The sequence below is a fragment of the Candidatus Palauibacter soopunensis genome (assembly GCF_947581735.1).
GTDB classification, from domain to species: Bacteria; Gemmatimonadota; Gemmatimonadetes; order Palauibacterales; family Palauibacteraceae; genus Palauibacter; species Palauibacter soopunensis.
The window spans coordinates 50607-68737 of the sequence record NZ_CANPVT010000052.1 but is presented as its reverse complement, the minus strand read 5'-3'; the positions used below and the strand labels follow the sequence as shown (position 1 = coordinate 68737).

Sequence of the window (18131 nt, the reverse complement as noted above, 5' to 3'; positions counted from 1 at the left end):
CTGTGTCGTTGCCCACGCGCGGGAACGTATTCCGGACCCGGCACCGGAGCCAGTGAGAAGAAGCGGTTCTTCCCGGTCGGTGAGCCGGGCGGCACAGGAACAGGAGATTCGAATGGCTGATGCTGCGAACGGAGGGCCCATCGAGATCACGGATGCGAATTTCGCGGATGCGATCGAGGGCGCGGACGGTCTGGCGATGGTGGATTTCTGGGCGGAATGGTGCGGCCCGTGCCGGCTCGTCGGGCCGATTGTCGATGAACTTGCGCAGGAGTATTCGGGGCGCGTCACCATCGGGAAACTCGACGTGGATGCGAACCCGCAAACCGCATTCCGCTTCAACGTGCGGTCGATCCCGAGCATCCTCTTCTTCAGGGATGGCGAGGTCGTGGACACCCTCGTGGGGGCGCACCCGAGGGATTCTCTCGAGAAGAAGATCCTCGAGCACGCCTGAGGGGCGGCGGCGCCACTGGCCACCCCCACCCCGCGCCCCCCGCCCCCCCGGGCCCGGGGGGGCGCGGGCGCATCGGGCCGCGAACGGGAAACGGGGACGCGTGTCGTGACGGGAACGCTCTACGTGGTCGGCACTCCGATCGGCAATCTGGACGACATGCCGCGGCGTGCGGTCGGGGTTCTCCGTTCGGTCGACGTGTGTTACGCGGAAGACACCCGGCGCACGGGCAGGTTGCTCGGGCGGCTGAAGGCGAACGTCCCGTTGCGGTCGCTGCACAGGCACAACGAGCGCGCGCGAGTGGAGGAGTTGCTCGCGGCCCTCGCCGCGGGACGCTCCGCGGCCGTGGTGTCCGACGCGGGAACGCCGACCGTGTCCGACCCCGGTTGCCGGGCCGTTGCCGCCGCCCGCGAGGCGGGGCATGAAGTGCTCGCCGTACCCGGTCCCTCCGCCGTACTGGCGGCGCTCTCGGTGTCCGGGTTTCCGGCGGACCGGTTTCACTTTCTCGGATTCGCGCCCCGGCGGGGCGGCGAACGTTCCGCCTGGATCGACGGCCTGCGCTCATGCGTGGACACCGCGGTCGTCTTCGAGGCGCCGGGGCGCCTGGTCGCGCTCCTCGACGAGTTGGCGGAAGCGGGCCTGGGCGGGCGAGCGGCCGTCGTCTGCCGGGAACTGACGAAGCTGCACGAGGAAACCACGGCCGGATCCGTGAGCGAGTTGGCGTCCGCGTTCGCGGGGCGCGAGGTCAGGGGCGAGGTGACGATCGTCTTCGGGCAGGGCAGGGCGGGCAACGATGCGCCCGATCTGGCGGTCCTGATGGAGGAGGCGCGACATTGGTCGCGCGATGGCCTGCGGCGGCGCGAGATTGCCGACCGTCTGGCTGCGGAGTTCGGTCTGAGCCGGAACGAGGCCTATCGCGTGAGCTTGCAGGTTCAAGAGGCGCCCTCGGAATGAGTGACGGATTCGGCTTCGAACGGCTGGCTGCCGCCTGCGCGGCGGCCCGAGCGCGTGCCGCAGGGACGGCGGCGGCTTCAGCCGTTACGCTGAGTGGAGCGCTGATCCTCGTCCTTTCCGTGCTCCCGGTTTCCGCTCGGGAAGGCCGCGGTTCGCTCGTTCCGCTCGCGCTCGCCCTCGCGCTGTGGACGGGCCTGGCCGGGCTCGCGTGGATTGCCCGCCGGGTCTGGCACGCGTTGCATCCGCAGGCGGTGGCGGAGGAGGCGGACGTTGCGGCGGGACTGGGAGCCGGCGATGTCCGCTCCGCGATCGAGCTGGAAGGGGCGGAGGCGGCCGCGGGCGCCGGATTGGCCGCTCTCCACCGCACGCGTGTATCCGAGGCGCTGGGGAACGCCGCATCGCGCGGGCTCCTGCCGGTCACCGGCCCGGGATGGAAGCGGCGGATTCGCCGTTCCGGCGTCGCCGTGGCGCTCATGCTCCTGGCGATCTCCGTCGCCGCGCTGCTGCGGCCGCAGCCTACGTTCTCCGCCGCCGCGGCGCTGGGAGCGCCCTGGCGCACCGCCTTTCCGGCGCCGCTCCCGCCCCTCGGCGTGACCGGCGAGACCGGCGTGCCGCGCGGCGATGCGGCGGTGGTGTCCATCTCGGCCGGGGGCCGCGACCGGATCGACCTTGTGTGGCGCGCGGCGGGCCGGGCGCCCGAACGGATCGCCCTCGATGTATCGGCGGCCGGTTCGGCGCAGGGCCGTACCGCCCCGATCATTTCTCCCACGGCGGTGTGGGTCGAAGACGGGGAGGGCTTTTCGAGCGACACCCTCCGCGTCCGTCCCCTCGAGCCGCTTCTGGTCCAGGATCTGCAGCTCACCGTCGAGTTCCCGGCTTATCTCGGGCGCGGATCGGAGCGCTACCGTGGCCGGATTCCACCGCTCGTGGCGCCGGAAGGCACGAGGTTGCGGTTGAGCGGGGAGACGAACCTCCCGCTCGATGACGGGGCCCTCGCGTGGGAGCCTGGCGACGGTGAACCCGGCGAGGCGGAAGCCCGAATTCCGCTCGAAATCGCGGGCTCGCAGTTCGCCGCTTCGTGGGTTCCCGAGCGGACGGGTGCCTGGGCGTGGGAACTGCGGGCCGAATCGTCGCTCGGCGCGCCCATCGCCCCCGACCCGATCCGGGTGCTCGTAGTTCCCGATCTTCAGCCGCGCATCCACCTCCTCTATCCCGCACCGGATACGACCCTGGGTTTCCAGCGTGTGATGCCGGTCATTGTGGACATGGAGGACGACATCGGACTCCGGCGCGCCTTCGTTCGCAGCTGGCGCTCGGGGCTGGGCAGCGAGAGCGCGGAGCGGCGGGAAGCGCTTTCACCCGACCCGGACGGGGCGGCGCGGGCCGTCTTCCGGCACCTGCTCGACCGCAGCGCGGAGTCCTTCCTCCCGGGGGACACGCTGTTCTACCGTTTCGAGGCCTTCGACGGACATCCCGCGAGGGGTCCCGCGCTTTCCGACATTTTCCTGCTTCGCGTCCCGACGTTCACGGAGATTCGGGATCGGCGCGCGGATCAGACCGAGGCCTTGTCCGAAGCCGCGCAGGCCCTGGAAGAGAATCTGGAGGCATTGGCCGAGGCGGCGGCCGACGCAGCGCGGCAGACGGATGCCGAGGGGGACGACAGCGAGGAGGTCCGGTTCGAGGCAACGGAAGAGGCGCGGAGCGTGCTCGATGAGGCGCAGCGGTCGGAGGCGGAGCTCGATGGCGTCGAGGAGCAGCTCCAGGCGCTTCGGGAGGAACTCGAAGCCTCGCCGCTCTCCGACCCCGCCCTGCAGGAGCAGCTGCAGCGCCTGGCCGAACGCTACGCGGAACTCGCCGAGAGCGGACTCGAGGAGCAGATCGAGGCGCTCGCGGAAGCATTGCGAGAGCTGGACCCCGAAGCGGTTCGGGAAGCGCTCGAACAGCTCGCCGGCGATTACGAGGATCTGCGTGAGCAGGTCGACCAGACGCTCGGCATGCTCGAGCAGGCTGCGCTCGAACAGGCGATGAAGTCGGCACAGGCCAACGCGGACGAGCTGGCGCGGGAGCAGAGGGAGGTCGCCGGGGAGACGGATTCCGAGGCGTTCCAGGAAGGTCAGGAGTCGCTCGTCGAAGAGGCCGAAGCGCTGGCGGAGCGCCTGGCGGAGTTGGAGGCGGAGCTCGCGGCGGCGGACCGGGAGGCGGCGGCGGATTCGGCCCGGGCCGCGGGAGAGCGCACGCAGGAGGCCCTTGGAAAGATGGCCGACGCGCAGAGCGGAGCCCAGCAATCTCCGTCCGAGGCGCCGGGCGAGGTGGGCGAAACGGAGCGGCAGGCGGCGGAGGAGGCTGCGGAGGCGCTCGAACAGGCGGCGGGCGCCCTCGGCTCGGCGCAGCGGGAGATGAGCGGGGAGCAGGGAGAGGCTGCCGTCGAGTCGCTGGCTCGCGCGCGCGGCGAGGCGCTCGCGCTGGCGGAAGAGGAGGGCCGTCTTTCGGAGGCGACGCGCGGCGAGAATACGGCGGATCCGGCATCCTGGCGTGCGCAGCAGGCCGCCGTGCGTCAGGGGCTGGAGAATCTCGTCGAAAGACTCTCGGAGGCCGGGAACGAGGCCGCCATGCTCGACCAGCGTACCGGGGCGGCGGCGGGCGAGGCGGCGGAACGGATGGATCAGCTGCTGGACCGGCTCGCGGGAGATGGCGCGCGGCGCCTCCCGTCCCGAGCGGAGGTCGAGGGCATCCAGGAGTCGCTGAACTCGCTGGCCCGACATCTGTTGGCGAGCGAGGAGGCGGCGCGGGCGGCGGGGCAGGAATCCGCCGGCCAGGACGCGGCGGATCAGATGAACCAGCTCGCGCAGCAGCAGCAGGCGGTGACGCAGGAGACGAGTTCGCTCCTCATGCCGGGGCCGCGGCCGTCCGGGGAGGAGCGGCGGCGCGAGGAGGTCGCACGGCGGCAGGAGGAGGTCGCCGAAGAGCTCGGAGAGCTGGAAGATCCGGAGGGCGATCTCCTGGGTCGTCCCGAGGAGCTGGCGGAGGAGGCGGCGGAACTCGCACAGCAGCTCGAGCTGGAGGGACCCACGCAGGAGACGCTTGAACGACAGCGGCAGCTCTTCCGGCGCATGCTCGACGCGGGGCGCTCGCTGGAAGATGAAGATCTCGATCCCAACGAACGTGAGTCGCGCGAAGCCACGGCCCCGCCGGAGATTCCACCGCCGATCGATCCGGAGTTGCTGCGGGGACGCCGTTACCCGGCACCCTCGGAGGCGCTGCTCCGGGAACTGCCCCTCTTCTATCGATCGCTGATCTTCGAGTACTTCGACCGGCTGAACCGCGTGCCTCCAGCAGGCGCCGAGGCCCGGCGGGAGCCCTGACGTGGACCGTCCCCGGTTCCGGTTCCCCGCGGGCGGGATCCGCGGCGCCCTGAGGATGGTCGCCCTCCTGGCGGGGGTTTGCGGCGCCCAGCTGCCGACGGGCTCCGAGGTGGCCGGCCAGGCATCGGCGGCCTCGGAGCAGCGCACGGTGGCGCGTGCGGAGCGCCTTCGCGCGAGCGGCCGGACCGCGGAAGCCGCATCCGCCCTGCGTGAGCACCTGGCGCGGGCGCCCGCGTCGCCCGGCGCCCTTGCGTTGCTCGGCGAACTGGCCCTGGAGTCGGGTGAATCCGCCGCGCTCGTGCCGTACGCCGAAGCGGCGGTTGTCGCGGCACCGGACGAGGAGGTCGTCCGGCTGTGGTGGGTGCGGGGGTTGGCCGGTGCGGGGATGCTCGATTCGGCACTCGCCGTGAGCGACCGCTGGCTGCAGGAAGCCCCACAACTTTCCGCGGCGCGGCTCGCCCGCGCGGACGTCCAGCTCGCGGCGGGGGACTCCACGGGGGCGATCCGGACCCTCGACGACGCGGCGGACCCCGGCGGGGAACTCCTCGTGCGCTTCGCCGACCTCCTCGTCGCTGTCGGTGACGGCGATCGTCTGGCTGAGGTCTGGGTCGGGCTTCTCGCCCTCACGCCGCCGGCGACGGACGAGGTGGAAACGGGCCTCCGGGTAGCTGAGGCCGATGGGTCCGGCGCCCATGCGGCCTCCTTCGAGCGGCTGCGCACGCGTCTGGCCGACCGGCGGGACCGGGCGTCCCGGGCGGGAGCCATCGTTGCGCTACGCTTGGGGCGTGCGGCGGCCGCCCGGGCGCTGGCGGAGGCGGCGCCAACGCCGGACGATCCCGAAGCTGCCGCGTTCCTGCGGGAGTACGTGCGCGAAGCGGAGGCGGCGGAGCTTCCCGGGGAGGTCGCCTGGTCCGCGCGGCGGCTCGTCGACCTGAGTGCGCGACCGGTAGACCGCCTGCGCTGGCTCGCGCTCTCCGGCGACCAGGCGCTGGCGGCGGGGGATACCGCCTCGGCGCGGCGGGTGCTCGAGGAACTGATGCGGGAGAGCACCCCGGGCGACGGTCCTCACCAACTCGCGTCGCGCCGCCTGTTCGGACTTCTCGCGGCCAACCCCGCTTCGCTCGAGGATGCGGCCTCGGTGCTCGACCACTATGTGAGGCAGTATCCCGACTCTACGGCGGTCGAAGCCGGGATGCGGGGAGACCTCGCGCTCGGCCACGCCCGGGCGGGCGATCTCGACACGGCCGAGGCGTTGGTCACCGACGCGCGGGAACGGATTCGCGTTGCCTCGTCGGGGCGGCTCGACGCCGCGGCGGCGCGGCTGGCGCTGTACGCGGGCCGGCCCGATTCCGCGCGTGAGCGGGCGAGCCGGAGCGTCCGGGAGGCGGAGATCGGGGCGGCGGAACGGACGCGCCGCCTGCGGCTGCTGACGCTGGTACAGGCCGCGGACACGGCGGAGATCCGCATCGTGGGCGCCGCCGCTCTCGGCCTCCTCGCCTCTCCGGAGGCGTTCGATCCCGGGCCGGCGCTGCGCGACCTGGCCGGCCGGCCGGCGTCGAGCGGCCGTTCCGTCGTGCTGGGCTTCCTCGCGGACGCGGCCGCCGCTGCCGGGCAAGCCCGCATCGCCGGCGCCCTGTGGCGCCAGATCGTTCTTCGGCACCCGGGAAGCCCCGAGGCCCCGGCAGCGCTTCTGGATCTCGCACGCGCGTCCGCTCCGGCCGACGCCGTTTCCTGGCTGGAACAACTGATCGTGGGGTATCCCCGGAGCGCCCTGGCGCCGGTCGCGCGCCGCATGCTCGCCGAACTTGATGGAGGAGGCCGATGAAGGCCGAGACGAAACGATGCCGCGTTCGGCGCCGCCTCGCCCACCGCCTCCTGCTGGCGGGCCTCGCCTCGCTGGCGGGCGCCTCGGGGCTCGGAGCCCAGCTTCTCGTGCCCATGGACCGCGAACAGGAGAACCACCTCAAGGCCTACGGGTATGTGTTCGGCATCCTCTCGGAGAGCCAGTCGGCAGAATGGCTCCTGAATTACCGCGCCGGGTCCTTTCTCGTGTCGGACGCACCGTCCAACCGTCGGCGAGCCGCGCTCATGGGTGTGACCGTGGAGACGCTCGACGGTTCCGACGTGGCGAGGATCCGCCGCGAGATCGAGACGCGGAACATGGAAACCGTACCCCTGGAAAAGGCGCCCACGATTGCGGTCTACACGCCGCCCAACAGTTCCCCGTGGGACGATGCCGTGACGATGGCGCTCGAGTACGCCGAAATCCCCTACGAGCGGGTATGGGATCGGGAGGTGCTTTCCGAGGAACTCGAGAACTTCGACTGGCTGCACCTCCATCACGAGGATTTCACGGGACAGTATTCGAAGTTCTATCTGACGTACGCTTCCGCGGCCTGGCTGCAGGAGGAAGTCGCCCGCAACGAGGCGATCGCCCGCGAACTCGGGTATCCGCACGTCCCGGCCCTGAAGAAGGCCGTGGCGGCCCGGCTCCGGAGCTACGTCGAGGGCGGCGGCTTCCTGTTCGCGATGTGCACGGCGACGGAAACGCTGGAACTCGCCCTCGCCGCGGCGGGGACCGACATCGCGGCCTCCTTCGCGGATGGATCGCCCCCCGATGCCGCGGCGAGCGAGAAGCTCCACTGGCCGGACGCGCTCGCCTTCCGCGATGCCGTGCTCGTGACGGACCCCACGCTCAGCGCCTTCAGCGATATCGACGGGCACCAGGTGAACACCCCGTGGAGGGTCGATCTCGGCAGCTTCTCGCTGTTCGAGTTCAGCGCCAAGTTCGATCCCGTTCCCGCCATGCTGACCCAGAACCACCGGCGCGTGCTGCCCGACTTCTACGGCCTCACGACGACGTTTCGGAGGGAACGCCTTCAGCCCGGGGTCACCGTGCTCGCGGAGGAGGATGCGCGCGGACGCGTGAAGTACCTCCACGGGAGCTTCGGCGAAGGCACCTTCACGTATCTCGGGGGACACGATCCGGAAGACCCGCGCCACCTGATCGGCGACGCCCCGACGGACCTGGATCTCCATCGGCACTCCGCCGGCTATCGGCTGATCCTCAACAATGTCCTCTTCCCGGCCGCGAAGAAGAAGAAGCTGATCACATGAAGGCTCCGCCCCGGGCGGCTGGCCGGTCCGTTGGCCGCGACACGAGACCCGTCAGGCGCGGGACTTCGGCCGGCAGGTAGATTTCGGTGTCCCGTACCGAATCCGCGGGCTTCGCCGCGCGGAGACGCGAACGCGAGCGCTCCCAGCGCCGGACGTTGGCGGCGGGGCTCCTCGCCTCGGTGTTCCTCCATGTCCTGCTCCTGATCCTGGCGGGCGGGGTCCGGGTCGAGTCGCTGCCCTTCACGCTCCCGTCCATCGAAACCGTGCCGGCGCCCGACGCGCTCGTCGTCGTCGAGATCGCGCCCACGCTTCCGGAGGACCTCCCCGAGGACCCTCGACCGGAGCCGTTGCCCCCCGAGGAAGATCTGCCCGAGGTGGAGCCCGAGCCGGAGGAGGAGGAAGAAGAAGCGGAAGAAGCGGAAGAAGAGGCGGCGGAGGAGGCAGGGCCGCTCCCTGGAGCGCCGGGGCTGATCGTCGCCGGCCAGCCGGCCCCGCCGGAGGGGCCCCGGGGCCGAACCAACGCCTCGCGACTCCGACTCCGCTTCAGCGATCCGCGGTTGTGGTTCGACCCGCAGTCCCCCCGGCTCATCGGCGAGCGGCTCGTCCAGTTCGCGCGGGCGGACAGCGCGGTGCGGGCGATCCTCCGCGATTGGCTCGACAGCCTCCAACTCGAGGAAGATGTGCGGCGTCGCGCGCGCGACTGGACCTTCGAACGCGACGGGAAACGGTGGGGGTTCTCCGAGCAGGGGATCCATCTTGGCGACGTCACGATCCCCATTCCCATCGGGTTCGCTCCCACGGGGCCCCAGAGGCGTGCATACGAACAGGCGATCCGCGACCTTACGGCCATCCAGATCCAGAACCTTCGGGACGACGTGGAAGCCGCGGCTGCCCAAGCGCGTGCCCGCATGCGCGAACGCTCCGAAGAGGAGGTCCGCCGCCGGCGCGGTGATACGCTGCGGGTCCGCGGCCCCCCCTAGCGTAGTGTCGCCGCGCCGCGCGGTTCCGAACGTGCGGCGCCTCCGTTAGACTGAGCCGCGGCATGGACGCCGGGGGCTCTCCCCGTCGCGCCGATGGTTCTCCCGACACTGCAAACCCGTCAGTCAGGAGCCGCCCCTTGGGTGACTCTCAACCATCCACCGAGCTTTCCGCCCGTTACGATCCCGCGGGGCTCGAACAGCCGATGTACGAGCACTGGGTCGACGCGGGCCTGTTTCACGTGCCGGCCGCGGACGTCGAGCGGCCCTATGTGATCGTGATCCCCCCGCCGAACGTCACCGCCGCGCTGCACATGGGTCACGGACTCAACAACACCCTGCAGGACGTCCTCATCCGTCGGCGGCGGATGCAGGGGTACGACGCCCTGTGGGTGCCGGGCACGGATCACGCCGGGATCGCGACGCAGAACGTCGTCGAGCGGCAGTTGCGCGGCGATGGGCTCACCCGCTTCGATCTCGGTCGGGACGAGTTCGTCGAGCGGGTCTGGGAGTGGGTCGACGAGTACGGAGGGCGGATCATCGACCAGTTGCGCACGATCGGGTGTTCCTGCGACTGGGAGCGGACGCGGTTCACGCTCGACGAGGGACTCTCCAACGCGGTGCGCGACGTCTTCGTCCGCCTGTACGAGAAGGATCTCATCTATCGCGGCCGCTACATCATCAACTGGTGTCCCCGCTGCCGCACCGCGCTCTCGAACGAGGAGGCGGAGCACCGCGACCTGGATGGGAAGCTCTACCGCCTGAAGTACCCCCTGGCGGCGGGCGGCCACGTAGAGGTGGCGACAACGCGGCCGGAGACGATGCTGGGCGATACGGGGCTCGCGGTGTCTCCGGACGATGCGCGCTACAGCGACCTCGTCGGCGGAGAGGCCGAACTGCCGCTGGTCGGGCGGCGTCTCCCGATCGTGGCGGACGAACACGTGGATCCGGAATTCGGATCGGGCGTGGTGAAGGTCACGCCCGCGCACGATCCGAACGATTTCGAGATCGGGCGGCGCCATGGGCTCGAGGCGCTGAACGTGATGACGGACGGCGGGGCGATGAACGACGCCGTCCCGGAGGCCTATCGTGGGCTCGACCGCTTCGAGGCGCGGGACCGCGTCGTGGCGGACCTCGAGGCGGGCGGCTGGCTCGTGGGCGTGGAGGATCACGCCCACGCCGTCGGGCGCTGCTATCGCTGCGACACCGTCGTCGAGCCGCGCCTGAGCCTCCAGTGGTTCGTCCGCATGAAGCCCCTCGCGGAGCCGGGGCTGGCGGCCTACGACAACGGGGAACTTCGCTTCCACCCTCCGCGGTTCGGCCGCGTGTACCGCAACTGGATGGAGAACATCCGCGACTGGTGCATCAGCCGGCAGCTGTGGTGGGGACACCGGATCCCCGTTTGGTATTGCGACGCCTCCGACTGCGGCGAGCTCGTCGTCTCCACCGAGGATCCGGACGACTGCCCCGCCTGCGGAGGTGAACTGCGCCAGGACGAGGATGTGCTGGATACCTGGTTCAGCTCGTGGCTGTGGCCCTTCTCGACGCTGGGCTGGCCGGAGCAGACCGGGGACCTCCGGTCGTTCTATCCCACGGCGACGCTCGTCACGGCGCCCGAGATTCTCTTCTTCTGGGTGGCCCGCATGATCATGGCGGGGTTCGAGTTCATGGGAGAGTTGCCGTTCACCGATGTTCTGTTGAACGGGACGGTCCGGGATCACCTCGGTCGGCGCATGTCCAAGTCACTCGGGAACGGGATAGACCCCTTGGAAGTGGTTGAACTGTATGGTGCTGACGCCATGCGCTTCACGCTCGTTCGAGGGTCGCCGCTCGGAACGGACATCCAGCTCGACTACGAGAATCTGGAAGCTGCGTTCCGGCCGGGACGCAACTTCGCGAACAAGATGTGGAACGCGGCGCGGTTCGCGCTGCCGCACGCGCGCTGGGACGGCGCGGAGGAGGCGCGGGCACCCACGGCGCTCGCGGACCGGTGGATCCGGAGCCGTCTCGCGCGGGTAGCGCACGAGATGGACGCGGCCTACGAGGGCTATCGTCTCCACGAGGCGGCGGAGGCCGGCCACTCGTTCGTGTGGGGAGATTTCTGCGACTGGTACCTGGAGTTGGCGAAGCACCGGTTGACGGGGGACCGTGAATCGGCCCGCGACGTGGGACACACGCTGACGCTTGTGATGCGCGGCTGGCTGTCGCTGCTCCACCCGATCGTGCCCTTCGTCACGGAAGCGATCGCGGCGAGGTTGCCGGATGCGGACGCCGCGGGTTCGCTCGTCGAGGGACCGTGGCCGGACTGCCCCGACGACTGGATCGATACGGAGGCGGATGCGGGGATCGAGGCGCTTCAGGAGTTTGTGGGGGCGGTTCGGGCGCTGCGCGCCGAATACGGCGTGGAGCCGGGAACCCGGGTGCGGGTCCGGGTGACGGGTGCTTCGTCGGCGCTGCAGTCGGCTCTGGCCGAGGAGGAGGGCAGCATCGGGCGCCTGGCGGGGTTGTCCGACGTGGAGCGGATCGCGGACGCGAGCACGGCTTCCGCGGACGGAGCCGGGGCGCATGCAGTGCTCCGCTCCGGGGGGGAACTCTTCCTCCCGCTGGAGGGTGTCATCGACCTGGAAACGGAACGCGGGCGCATCCGCGCGGAGCTGGAACGAACGGCCAATCTGCTCGCGCGGAGCCACGGAAAGCTCGAAAATGCGGGCTTCCTCGGTAACGCGCCCGAAGAAGTCATCGCGCGGGAGCGTGAGAAAGTGACGTCGCTCGGCACACAGCGAAACCGCCTCGAGGAGAAACTCCGATCGCTGGGGGCGGGGGTCTGACGCGCGCCGGGCCCGGAAGCTCCGGGCAGGGGCCGGGAGCCCGCGAACGACGTGTCGCTCTCGTCGGCGACGGGAGGCTCCTTTCCGGGGTCGCCGCTCTCCTGATCATGCTCGGATGCGCAAGGGAGATGCCTCCGCCGGGCGCGCGGCCGGACGAGATCCCGCCATCCATCGTCCGCATCCGTCCCGCGCCGGATTCGATCGTCGTCGACTTCGACGGCGCGCTCGAAATCCGTTTCAGCGAACCCGTGCGGATCCCGAACGGCCTTGCCAGGGAGATGTTCGTCACTCCGATGGAGACGTATGAGGCGGAGATGGGATTCTCGGACCTGCGTCTCCGGCCGGAGGACGGGTGGCGGGACGGCGTCGCATACTGCTTCACGATTCCGACCGATGGGATCAACGACCTCTTGCGCAACGGAATGGAAGATCCGGTCGAGTTCTGCTTTTCCACGGGAGGGGACATCCCGGACACGCAGGTCGAAGGAGAAGTGATCGACGCACTCACGGGGCAACCGCTGGAGGAGGCGAGGGTCATCTTCTGGGCGGGTCCGGATTCCATCCCGTACGGCGCGATCTCGGACAGCATCGGAAGGTTCGCGACGCGCGGGTTGCCGGCGGGCGAGTACCAGGCCTTCGGGTTCGTCGACCGCAATCGCAACATGATTCCCGATCGCGTCCTGGAGTCGTACGACAGTACGTCCGTGGCGGTCTCGCCGGAGACCCCGGCGGAGTTGCGGTTCGTCGTCGTGGCGCCGGATACGACGCCGCCCCTGCTCGCTCGCGCGCTCGTCGTGGGAAACGAGACCGTGCAGCTCGAATTCGATGACTATCTCCTCAATCCTCAACCGGAGGAACCCGGCATCGCGATTCGGGACTCCGCGACGAACGAAGCGCTGGAGATCGTGGCCAGCCTCATCGGTTCGGCCGACGCGGTGACGTTCCCGCTCGACTCCGCGGCGCTGGCGGACTCCATCGCGGCGGCGGATTCCGTCGCCGAGGCGGATTCCGCGGCCGTAGGCGACTCGACGGCGGTTGGCGACTCCGCGGCGGTGGAAGCTCCGAGCCCGGACTCGGTCGGCGCCGCGGCCTCCGACTCCGTCACGGAAGAGGATCCGGTGCTTCCGTCGAGGTTCATCACCGTGCGGCTCGCGGCGGCGCTCGACACCGGTACATACCACGTTTCGGTTACGGGCGTTGTGAACGTGCGCCGTCTCGCGGGAGGCGGCGATACGTCCTTCGTGGCTGAGCCGGAGCCCCCGTCCGGCGATTCCGCGGCGGCCGCCGACTCGGTCGCCCTGGCGGATTCGGCGGCGGTGGCGGATTCGGCCGCGGTGGCGGACTCGACCGCTGCCGAAGGCGATTCGGTCGCGGTGGAACAGGATTCGGTGCCACCGGTGCCCGACACTCTCGACATCCCGGGAGTCCCGCCGGACACCGTCGGGGCACCGCCGGACACCGTCGGAGCACCGCCGGACACGGTTCGAAGACGCGCCCCGGGCGGCGCGCGAAGGGCCTGGGCGCCCGGCGTCAGGGGGAAGAGGCGCCGCGCATGACGGACCCCCGCCGACAGCTCCCTTCCATGGACGCGCTCCTCAAGGAGCGTGAAGCCGTCGCCCTGATCGACCGCTACGGCCGCGAAACGGTGAAGGACTCGCTCCGCCGGGCCCTGGACCGCACGCGCGCGGAAGCCGGTCCGGAGCCGTCCGGCGCGGTCGATCTCCTTCGTGCCGCCGAACGCGATCTGGAGGCGCGATCCCGGCCCTCGCTGCGGCGGGCGCTGAACGGGACGGGCGTCGTGCTCCACACCAACCTCGGCCGGGCGCCGCTCGCCGACGCGGCGGGTCGCGCGCAGGCGGAGGCCGCCGGCTACGGGAACGTGGAACTCTCCCTCTCGACGGGCCGGCGCGGCTCGCGATACGACCACTGCAGCGATGTCGTCTGCGAACTGACGGGTGCGGCCGCGGCGATCATCGCAAACAACAACGCCGCGGCCGTGGCGCTCGTCGTAAACGAACTGGCACGGGGCCGCGAGGTACTCGTGTCCCGCGGGGAACTGGTCGAAATCGGAGGCTCGTTCAGGATCCCCGATGTCGTGGGGCGGAGCGGTGGCCGGCTGAGGGAAGTCGGCACGACGAACCGCACGAGAATCTCCGACTATGCGGCGGCCATCGACGAATCGACCGGCCTCATTCTGCGAGTCCACCCATCGAACTACCGGGTCGAAGGCTTCTCGGCACGCCCCTCTCTCGCGGCATTGGTGTCTCTCGCGCGGGAGCGCGGGGTCCCGCTCGCACACGACCTCGGCTCGGGGTTGCTGGACGCCGATCTCCTGCCCGGGTTCCCGGAGGGACCCACGGCGCGGGGATCGTTGGCCGCGGGCGTCGACCTCGCGACGTGGAGCGGCGACAAGCTCCTCGGCGGGCCACAGGCCGGTGTCATCGCCGGCGATGCGGCGTTGATCGGGCGATTGCGCCGAAATCCCCTGCTGCGGGCGTTTCGGGTGGACAAGACGACGCTCGCCGCCCTGGAAGCCACGCTGATGCTCTACCGCGACCCGGATCTCGCCGTCCGGCGCGTACCGGCGCTGCGGATGCTGCGCGAGCCGGCGGAGGCGGTCGAAGCCCGCGCGGCCGCCGCACGCCTCGAGCCTCCACCGCGAAGCCGGGCACGCGTGGACGTGATCCGGACCGAGGCCATGGTCGGAGGGGGCGCCTTTCCGGGGTTCACGATTCCTTCGGCCGGCTGGGCCGTAACGGGGATCGATGTCGAGCGGCTCGCGGCGGAGTGTCGCACCGGCCTCGTCCCGCTCATCGGCCGCATCGAGCGTGCCGCCTTCATTGTCGACGTGCGGACGCTGCCGGGCGAGGAAACGGCCCGGGCGGCGGAGACTCTGGCCTCGGCGCTCGACCGGCTCGCCGATGTCTGACGTCGTGCGGATCGCGGTCCTCGCGTCGGGAGGCGGTTCCAACTTCCAGGCGCTCGTCGATCGCTTCCAGCGCGCGGACGTTCCCGACCGGGAGATCGTCGGCGTGATCGCCAGCCGCGAGGGAGCCGGCGTTCTCGAGCGGGCGCGCCGGGCCGGAGTGGCATCGACGGTCCCGCCGCCGGCATCGACGAGTGAGGAGACGGCGACGTTCCTGCGCCGCACGCTGGACGAGTGGCGAAGCGAGATCGTGGTCCTGGCCGGCTACATGAAACTGGTGCCCGAGACCGTCGTGCGGGCCTGGTGGGGACGGATCCTGAACATCCATCCGGCGTTGCTGCCCTCGTTCGGGGGCCGGGGGATGTACGGGGCCCGCGTGCACCGCGCGGTCATCGAGGCCGGCGTCCGGATCACCGGCGCGACCGTCCATTTCGTCGACGAGGCATACGACCGGGGTCCGATCCTGTGCCAGTGGCCCGTACCCGTGCTCGCGGGCGATACTCCGGAGTCCGTCGCCGCCCGCGTACTGACGGTGGAGCACCGGATCCTGCCGGCGGCCGTCGAAGCGCTGGCTTCGAGGGCGGTTCGCCTGGAAGCGGACCGGCGGGTCCATTGGGTCCGCGAGTGGTTCGAGACGGAGACGTTCACCAACCGGGAAGGATGAGTGGGGATGCCGATTGCGCTCGTGAGCGTTTCGGACAAGACGGGCATCGAGGAATTCTGCGCGGGGCTCATCGCGCGGGGCTGGGAGATCGCGTCCACGGGAGGGACGATGCGGGCGCTGCGCGCGGCGGGGATCGAGGTCCGCGGCGTGAGCGACCTCACCGGCCATCCGGAAATGCTCGACGGCCGGGTGAAGACGCTGCACCCGAGCGTGCACGGCGGGATCCTGGCCCGGCGTGAGGTGCCGGACGACCTGGATCAACTCGCCGCGCACGGAATGGTGCCGATCGACCTCGTGGCCGTGAACCTGTACCCCTTCCGCGAGACGGTGGCCGGCGGGGACGTCACGCTCGGGGAAGCGCTCGAGCAGATCGACATCGGCGGTCCGACGATGCTCCGGGCATCGGCGAAGAACCATCCATCCGTCTGGTCGGTCTGCGACCCGGCCGACTACGGGCGCGTGCTCGAGGCCATCGATACCGGGGACGCGCCGGAGACGGCGGAGCTGAGGCGGGCGCTGGCGGTCAAGGTGTTCGGGCACACTGCGGCCTACGACGCGGCGATCACCCGCTACCTGACCCGGCCGGTCGGCGCGGGAGGTTCGCCCGACCTTCCGGCGGGGGAGACCGTCGTCTCGCTCGTACGCGTGCAGTCGCTCCGCTACGGGGAGAACCCGGACCAGGAGGCCGCCTTCTTCCGCGACGGGTCCGGTCGGCCGCGCGGGATTCCCGCGCTCGCGCAACTGCACGGCCGGGAACTCTCGTTCAACAACATTCTCGACGTGGACGGGGCTCTTACGGCGATCGCGCCCTTCGTGTCCGGGGAGCGCGCCGCCTGCGCGATCCTCAAGCACTCGACGCCATGCGGCCTCGCCGTGGGCGCATCCCCGCTGGAGGCCTACGAGAAAGCGCTCGCGTGCGACCCCGTTTCGGCGTTCGGCTCGGTCATCGCCTTCACGGACACGCTCACGGAGGCCGTCGCGGAGGCCCTCTCGCGGAACTTCGTGGAATGCGTCGTGGCGCCGGGATACTCGGAGGATGCCCTCCGCCTCCTGCGGGCGAAGAAGAACATTCGGATTCTGAAGCCGGAGGCGGGCGCGGCGCTGGACGCGGGCGGCCATCTGCGGGAAGGCGTCGAAGTGCGCGGCGTCCGCGGCGGGGTCCTGATGCAGGCGGCCCCCCGGCCGGCGCGCGATGTGGACCGGGAGGCTCACGTCCCGACGGCGCGGGCCCCGAGCGACGCGGAGTGGGATGATCTCGCGTTCGCGTGGTCCGCGGTGCAGAGCGTGAAATCCAACGCGATCCTGCTTGCGCGCGACGGGGCGTCGATCGGTATCGGCGCGGGGCAGATGAGCCGCGTAGACTCGGTGGAGATCTCGATCCGCAAGGCCCGGGCACAGGGGTTGGACGTGGCGGGCGCCGTCCTCGGGTCGGACGCGTTCTTTCCCTTTCGCGACGGCATCGATGCGGCGGCCGCCGCCGGCGTGACGGCGATCGCGCAGCCGGGCGGTTCCAAGCGCGATGCGGAGGTCATCGACGCCGCGAACGAGCACGGCATGGCGATGGTTTTCACCGGAAGACGGCTCTTCCGGCACTAGCGGGCCGCGGTCGGCCGGTCCGTGGCAAGGCCGTCCGTCGGGGGAAGGGTTGCGAAACGTGCGGCGCCGGAGCGGTTATACTTGAGCAGGTAACGCCGCAGGCGAAGCGGCCGGCGACCGGCGAGGACCGGAGGCCGAACGGCAAGGGAGAGTCTCCATGGCGAACATTCATATTCCGCCTGGCTGGCGGATCAGGGAGAGCGAGGCGACGCCGGAGTCGGTGTACCTCGACCGCCGACAGTTCGTGGCCCGCATGGGCGGGGGCGCGATCCTTGCCGCCGCCTCGCTCGCATGCCGGCCGGGCGGGGCGGCGGAAGCCCAGCAGCGCGGCCCCCTCGACAACATCCCGGACACTCCGACCGCGGATCTCTATCCCGTGGCAGTGAACGACCCGCGCTTTACGCCCGGCGATCGCCACAAGGAGGTCTCGCCGGAGGAGATCGTGGCCACGTACAACAACTTCTACGAGTTCGGAACGGACAAGGACGGGGTGTGGCGCAACGTCGGTCCGTTCGAGGCCCGCCCGTGGGAACTGGAGGTCACGGGCCTCGTCGAGAACCCGGGCGTCTACGACCTCGTGGAACTGGAACGCGCGTTCCCGCTCGAGGAACGGATCTACCGGCACCGCTGCGTGGAGCGGTGGTCCGTCGTCGTGCCGTGGATCGGGTTCCCGCTCGCCCGCTTGCTGGAGCGGGTGCAGCCGCGAAACGATGCCCGCTACGTGGGCTTCGTGACCTTCAACCGGCCGGAGCAGGCCTTCGGCCAGAAGACGCAGACCTGGTACAAGTGGCCGTACTACGAAGGGCTGCGCATGGACGAGGCGATGAACGAACTCGCCTTCGTCGCGACGGGCATGTACGGCCATCCGCTCCAGAAACAGAACGGCGCGCCGGTCCGCATCCATCTGCCCTGGAAGTACGGGTACAAGAGCCCGAAGAGCATCGTCCGCATCGACATCACGGACGAGATGCCGACGACCTTCTGGAACGACCTGCAGCCGTCCGAGTACGGTTTCTACTCGAACGTGGATCCGGACGTGCCTCACCCCCGCTGGTCCCAGGCGCAGGAGGAAATCGTCGGTACGGGGCAACGGGTTCCGACGCTCCCGTTCAACGGGTACGGCGAGTGGGTGGCGGAACTCTACGGCGGCCGCGTGACGCCGGTCGGAGACGTGCCGCACGCCCGCTGAGGCTCCGGCGGGCGGGGGCTCCTTGACCCGCCCGCCGTCCCCGGCTAGAGTCTCGCTGGCCCTGCGGAGG

General features: G+C 70.6%; 12 protein-coding genes. All 12 read left to right on the top strand.

Annotated elements, in window-relative coordinates; genetic code table 11:
- Window positions 1-112 precede the first annotated feature (112 nt).
- The 12 genes from trxA to msrP all read left to right on the top strand — a co-directional run bounded on the left by trxA (window position 113) and on the right by msrP (window position 18061).
- Window positions 113-451, top strand: coding sequence for a thioredoxin (gene trxA / locus RN901_RS12670; protein ID WP_310758653.1), 339 nt, complete (start codon window positions 113-115; stop codon window positions 449-451).
- 105 nt (window positions 452-556) lie between these two features.
- On the top strand, window positions 557-1402 hold the full coding sequence (rsmI, locus tag RN901_RS12665; protein WP_310758652.1) for a 16S rRNA (cytidine(1402)-2'-O)-methyltransferase: 846 nt from the start codon (window positions 557-559) through the stop codon (window positions 1400-1402).
- A complete protein-coding gene (locus RN901_RS12660; RefSeq protein WP_310758651.1) occupies window positions 1399-4764 on the top strand; it encodes a hypothetical protein in 3366 nt (1121 codons plus the stop codon). The genes rsmI and RN901_RS12660 overlap by 4 nt, the downstream gene beginning before the upstream one ends.
- A 1-nt stretch (window position 4765) precedes the next feature.
- Window positions 4766-6589, top strand: a complete 1824-nt coding sequence (locus tag RN901_RS12655) for a hypothetical protein (protein ID WP_310758650.1) — start codon at window positions 4766-4768, stop codon at window positions 6587-6589.
- A complete protein-coding gene (locus RN901_RS12650; protein WP_310758649.1) occupies window positions 6586-7881 on the top strand; it encodes a hypothetical protein in 1296 nt (431 codons plus the stop codon). Before RN901_RS12655 ends, RN901_RS12650 begins: the two co-directional genes overlap by 4 nt.
- A gap of 86 nt (window positions 7882-7967) precedes the next feature.
- The gene (locus tag RN901_RS12645) at window positions 7968-8861 is read left to right on the top strand and encodes a hypothetical protein (RefSeq protein ID WP_310758648.1); all 894 of its coding nucleotides are present in this window, start codon (window positions 7968-7970) and stop codon (window positions 8859-8861) included.
- 137 nt (window positions 8862-8998) lie between these two features.
- Window positions 8999-11686 carry a valine--tRNA ligase gene (locus RN901_RS12640; RefSeq protein ID WP_310758647.1) on the top strand — a complete coding sequence of 896 codons (2688 nt, stop codon included), beginning with the start codon at window positions 8999-9001 and terminating at the stop codon, window positions 11684-11686.
- A gap of 128 nt (window positions 11687-11814) precedes the next feature.
- Window positions 11815-13242: an Ig-like domain-containing protein gene (locus RN901_RS12635; RefSeq protein WP_310758646.1), complete on the top strand. Its 1428-nt coding sequence runs from the start codon at window positions 11815-11817 to the stop codon at window positions 13240-13242.
- Complete coding sequence (gene selA / locus RN901_RS12630) at window positions 13239-14615, top strand: L-seryl-tRNA(Sec) selenium transferase (protein WP_310758645.1); 1377 nt, start codon at window positions 13239-13241, stop codon at window positions 14613-14615. Before RN901_RS12635 ends, selA begins: the two co-directional genes overlap by 4 nt.
- Window positions 14608-15276, top strand: a complete 669-nt coding sequence (gene purN, locus RN901_RS12625) for a phosphoribosylglycinamide formyltransferase (protein ID WP_310758644.1) — start codon at window positions 14608-14610, stop codon at window positions 15274-15276. Before selA ends, purN begins: the two co-directional genes overlap by 8 nt.
- 6 nt (window positions 15277-15282) lie before the next feature.
- Window positions 15283-16872, top strand: coding sequence for a bifunctional phosphoribosylaminoimidazolecarboxamide formyltransferase/IMP cyclohydrolase (purH, locus tag RN901_RS12620; protein ID WP_310758643.1), 1590 nt, complete (start codon window positions 15283-15285; stop codon window positions 16870-16872).
- Between the two features lie 157 nt (window positions 16873-17029).
- Complete coding sequence (gene msrP / locus RN901_RS12615) at window positions 17030-18061, top strand: protein-methionine-sulfoxide reductase catalytic subunit MsrP (RefSeq protein WP_310758642.1); 1032 nt, start codon at window positions 17030-17032, stop codon at window positions 18059-18061.
- The last annotated feature ends 70 nt before the right edge of the window (window positions 18062-18131 follow it).